This window comes from Pontibacillus litoralis JSM 072002, from assembly GCF_000775615.1.
In the GTDB taxonomy this organism is placed as follows: domain Bacteria; phylum Bacillota; class Bacilli; order Bacillales; family BH030062; genus Pontibacillus; species Pontibacillus litoralis.
This window is the reverse complement of sequence record NZ_AVPG01000048.1, coordinates 1-2,717: the sequence shown is the minus strand read 5'-3', so window position 1 is coordinate 2,717 and position 2,717 is coordinate 1. Positions and strand designations below refer to the sequence as shown.

Sequence of the window (2,717 nt, the reverse complement as noted above, 5' to 3'; positions counted from 1 at the left end):
AAGCAGAGGCAACCGCTGTTTGATCACGGTGGTCGGGGTGTTTTCTGCTTTTTGTTATCTTTTAAAGTGTTATATTTATAAAGTAAGCTATTTTGACTGCATTAAAAGCCTTTTTGATTTTATAGTTGAGTTACACTTTTTTATTTTGTGGGACAAGGTTGGGACAAGAGCTTTTTTATTACTTTTGAAATCGTCATGCCTCTACAACTCTATTATTAAGTTTTTAAATGATCATCAATAGTTTTTAATTAAAGGAATTTAATATATGAAAGGAAATGAGAGAATGGAAAATCAAATACTTTTTTCACATAATATTTCAATTGGATTGCTAGAAGTATCGACATCAAAATTTTCACGATTAGATAATGTAGGAAAAGATCATGTTATTTTTGAAAGAATCAAAGCCCCATTCAATTGGTATTTTCATGATACTATTATGGTGATACCTGACCCCGTTTCAGTAGCTCGAAAAGATTGGAACAAAAAAATTTTCTTGTGTTCTCAAGAAATAGAATGCCAGGGAGAATTTATTATATTTTGTCACATGAATAAAAAAGTTGATAAGATTATTCAAGCGGATTCCTTAACTCTCCCAGAATATCAACATATTAAAGATGGTTTAAATTTTTCATAAAACTATTCTATTCCCACTCAATAATCTTATAGAAAGATGTATAATGAAATGTTGTAAGATAAGTCTTTTCTATTTTTAAACGCTAAGTAAAGAGTATATATAATTATATAGTTGGTTACCACAAAGTTACCATGTTGCCATCAAATATCAGACATGCTATTCTTAATATATTGGAGGGAAAGAAATGAGTTTTTATCAAGCAAGAATATCTATAACGACTGCTAGATTAATGGAGCAAGTTAAAAGAATATATGAAAATAAAAAAGGAGTAAGTATTACAAGAGCTGATGTTCTTATGAGTGCTTATGAAGATTCACTATGGGTGAAAAATTGGTCTGATGATGTTATAAATACAAAAGAACGGATTAGGATTGAAAAAGTCGATATAAATCCGAGTGCTCAAAAACTAAAATTGAACATTAGCCAAGAAGTAATTGAAGGGATTAAACGACTTAAGGAAGAAATTCCACTACAAATAAATAGTCGAAGTGTTACCTACGGTGTCGTAATTGAATATATCTTGAGAGCAGCATATATTAAAAATACTAGTAGAATTATTGAGGGTGCAGTTAATAAAAGTGGAGAAAGAAAAATCAAAGAAGTGTTTATAAAATACAATGATATAGTATCACAAGACATCGAAAACGGTGAAACAATAGATGTTCTAAGTATTCTTAAATCTATTGAAAAGGACATTTTAAAAGAAATATAACCGGGTTATTTGTCTGATTTACAGAAAACACTTGACTTCCTCTCTTAGAGAATGTTAATCTTTAATTCGTAAGGATGTCAGATTTTCAGACAAATTTTTTTGGGGTTATTTTTGTCTGATATTCAGACAAAAAAGAAAGGGTGATTAAAATGGAGAAAACAAAAAAACAAGGATGGGTTGATTTTGAGGGGATTATGGAGTTTTATTCCAATACAATCGTAGAGGTTGTTAAGCAGACTCCTTATATCGCAGAAGAACAGAAAGAAGCGTTTTTAGTAGAGTTGGATGAGCGTTTAGATAAAGCTGATTTTTCATATGTTAAGGCTTATATAGTTGACAAAGAACAGGATTAAGAGTGGGATTTCTCCCCCTCTCTCCTATTCTCTTAAAAAAGGAGCTGGTTAAAATGAAAGAGGAAAAAAGAAGATATGTAGATTTTGAACAATCAAAGAATTTTTTCGTAGGGGCTTTAGCAAGAACTTTATTCCAATTAGACCTCTCTCAAGAAGAAAAGGAAATATTCACCAACATGTATGAAAAACAGCTTCTGGATAATGATGTAGTTCTTACTCTATATGAAATAGAGTCGAGAGAACTAGGCGGGATAACTAATGAATAAAAAATTACTTTGCAAATTAGAGGTTCACCGTTAATTAGTACTAAATTTAAAAATAAGAAGGCGGTGTGTGAAATGACCGAATATGTTAAGAATTTTTACAAAAAAGAATTAGAATACTCAAAAAGTGATTTAGAATATTGGAATGACATGCTTAAACGATTAAGGGAAGACGAATTGCAAGATCATGCTATATATGACTTCACAGTTATAAAAAGGAATGAAGCTGCTGAACGCATTCAGTTTTATGGAGATAAATTGGAAAATTAGAATTAACCAATGATCTATACTATTAAAAAATTAGGAGGAAATGAGATGTTCACAGGATTAAATCAAAGAGTTTTAGAGAAATTGCACGAAATTGAAGGTAAGATAACTGGGAGTAAACATGTACCTCATAACAAGATAATTGGTGAAGCAAGAGTAGAATTAGAACAAATTTTTGAAGGTCAAGGAAGTGTAAATTTCAAATACGCTAAAGAAACGGTTAGCGGATTGGAGTACGCTAAAAACGTACATCATCACGATACTAATAATACTTTATTGGAAGATATTGTTAATGGTAAAAGGATCGATTTTTACGACTATCGTTAAGAAATGAAAAAGACCTAGTTCTTTTAAGATTAGAAACAAAAAATGATAAATGTGGCAACTTCATAAGGAGTTGCCTCTAGGAGGATTTTTAATGGAAAGTTTTTATAAAAAGGTGATCGTATTTCTTTTGATGTAAGCGTCAAATAGCCCACACCTATCAT

At 30.6% G+C, this 2,717-nt stretch carries 6 protein-coding genes; all 6 read left to right on the top strand.

The genetic code is table 11. The annotated features are described in order from the left end of the window. The first annotated feature begins 265 nt into the window (after positions 1 to 265). The 6 genes from N784_RS15560 to N784_RS15535 all read left to right on the top strand — a co-directional run bounded on the left by N784_RS15560 (position 266) and on the right by N784_RS15535 (position 2,556). Complete coding sequence (locus tag N784_RS15560) at positions 266 to 634, top strand: hypothetical protein (RefSeq protein WP_036836473.1); 369 nt, start codon at positions 266 to 268, stop codon at positions 632 to 634. A 184-nt stretch (positions 635 to 818) separates the two neighbouring features. Then, entirely contained in the window at positions 819 to 1,346 is a 528-nt protein-coding gene (locus N784_RS15555; RefSeq protein WP_036836471.1) for a hypothetical protein, read from the top strand. Between the two features lie 149 nt (positions 1,347 to 1,495). Next, the gene (locus tag N784_RS15550) at positions 1,496 to 1,699 is read left to right on the top strand and encodes a hypothetical protein (protein WP_036836469.1); all 204 of its coding nucleotides are present in this window, start codon (positions 1,496 to 1,498) and stop codon (positions 1,697 to 1,699) included. 53 nt (positions 1,700 to 1,752) lie between these two features. Then, positions 1,753 to 1,965, top strand: a complete 213-nt coding sequence (locus N784_RS15545; RefSeq protein WP_036836467.1) for a hypothetical protein — start codon at positions 1,753 to 1,755, stop codon at positions 1,963 to 1,965. A gap of 72 nt (positions 1,966 to 2,037) precedes the next feature. Further along, on the top strand, positions 2,038 to 2,232 hold the full coding sequence (locus N784_RS15540) for a hypothetical protein (RefSeq protein ID WP_036836465.1): 195 nt from the start codon (positions 2,038 to 2,040) through the stop codon (positions 2,230 to 2,232). A gap of 45 nt (positions 2,233 to 2,277) precedes the next feature. Beyond that, on the top strand, positions 2,278 to 2,556 hold the full coding sequence (locus tag N784_RS15535; protein ID WP_036836463.1) for a hypothetical protein: 279 nt from the start codon (positions 2,278 to 2,280) through the stop codon (positions 2,554 to 2,556). Positions 2,557 to 2,717: the final 161 nt, after the last annotated feature.

Coding starts and splice junctions, on each gene's coding strand:
- N784_RS15540 (WP_036836465.1), top strand. CDS start 2,038: ATGACCGAATATGTTAAGAATTTTTACAAAAAAGAATTAGAATACTCA.
- N784_RS15550 (WP_036836469.1), top strand. CDS start 1,496: ATGGAGAAAACAAAAAAACAAGGATGGGTTGATTTTGAGGGGATTATG.
- N784_RS15545 (WP_036836467.1), top strand. CDS start 1,753: ATGAAAGAGGAAAAAAGAAGATATGTAGATTTTGAACAATCAAAGAAT.
- N784_RS15560 (WP_036836473.1), top strand. CDS start 266: ATGAAAGGAAATGAGAGAATGGAAAATCAAATACTTTTTTCACATAAT.
- N784_RS15555 (WP_036836471.1), top strand. CDS start 819: ATGAGTTTTTATCAAGCAAGAATATCTATAACGACTGCTAGATTAATG.
- N784_RS15535 (WP_036836463.1), top strand. CDS start 2,278: ATGTTCACAGGATTAAATCAAAGAGTTTTAGAGAAATTGCACGAAATT.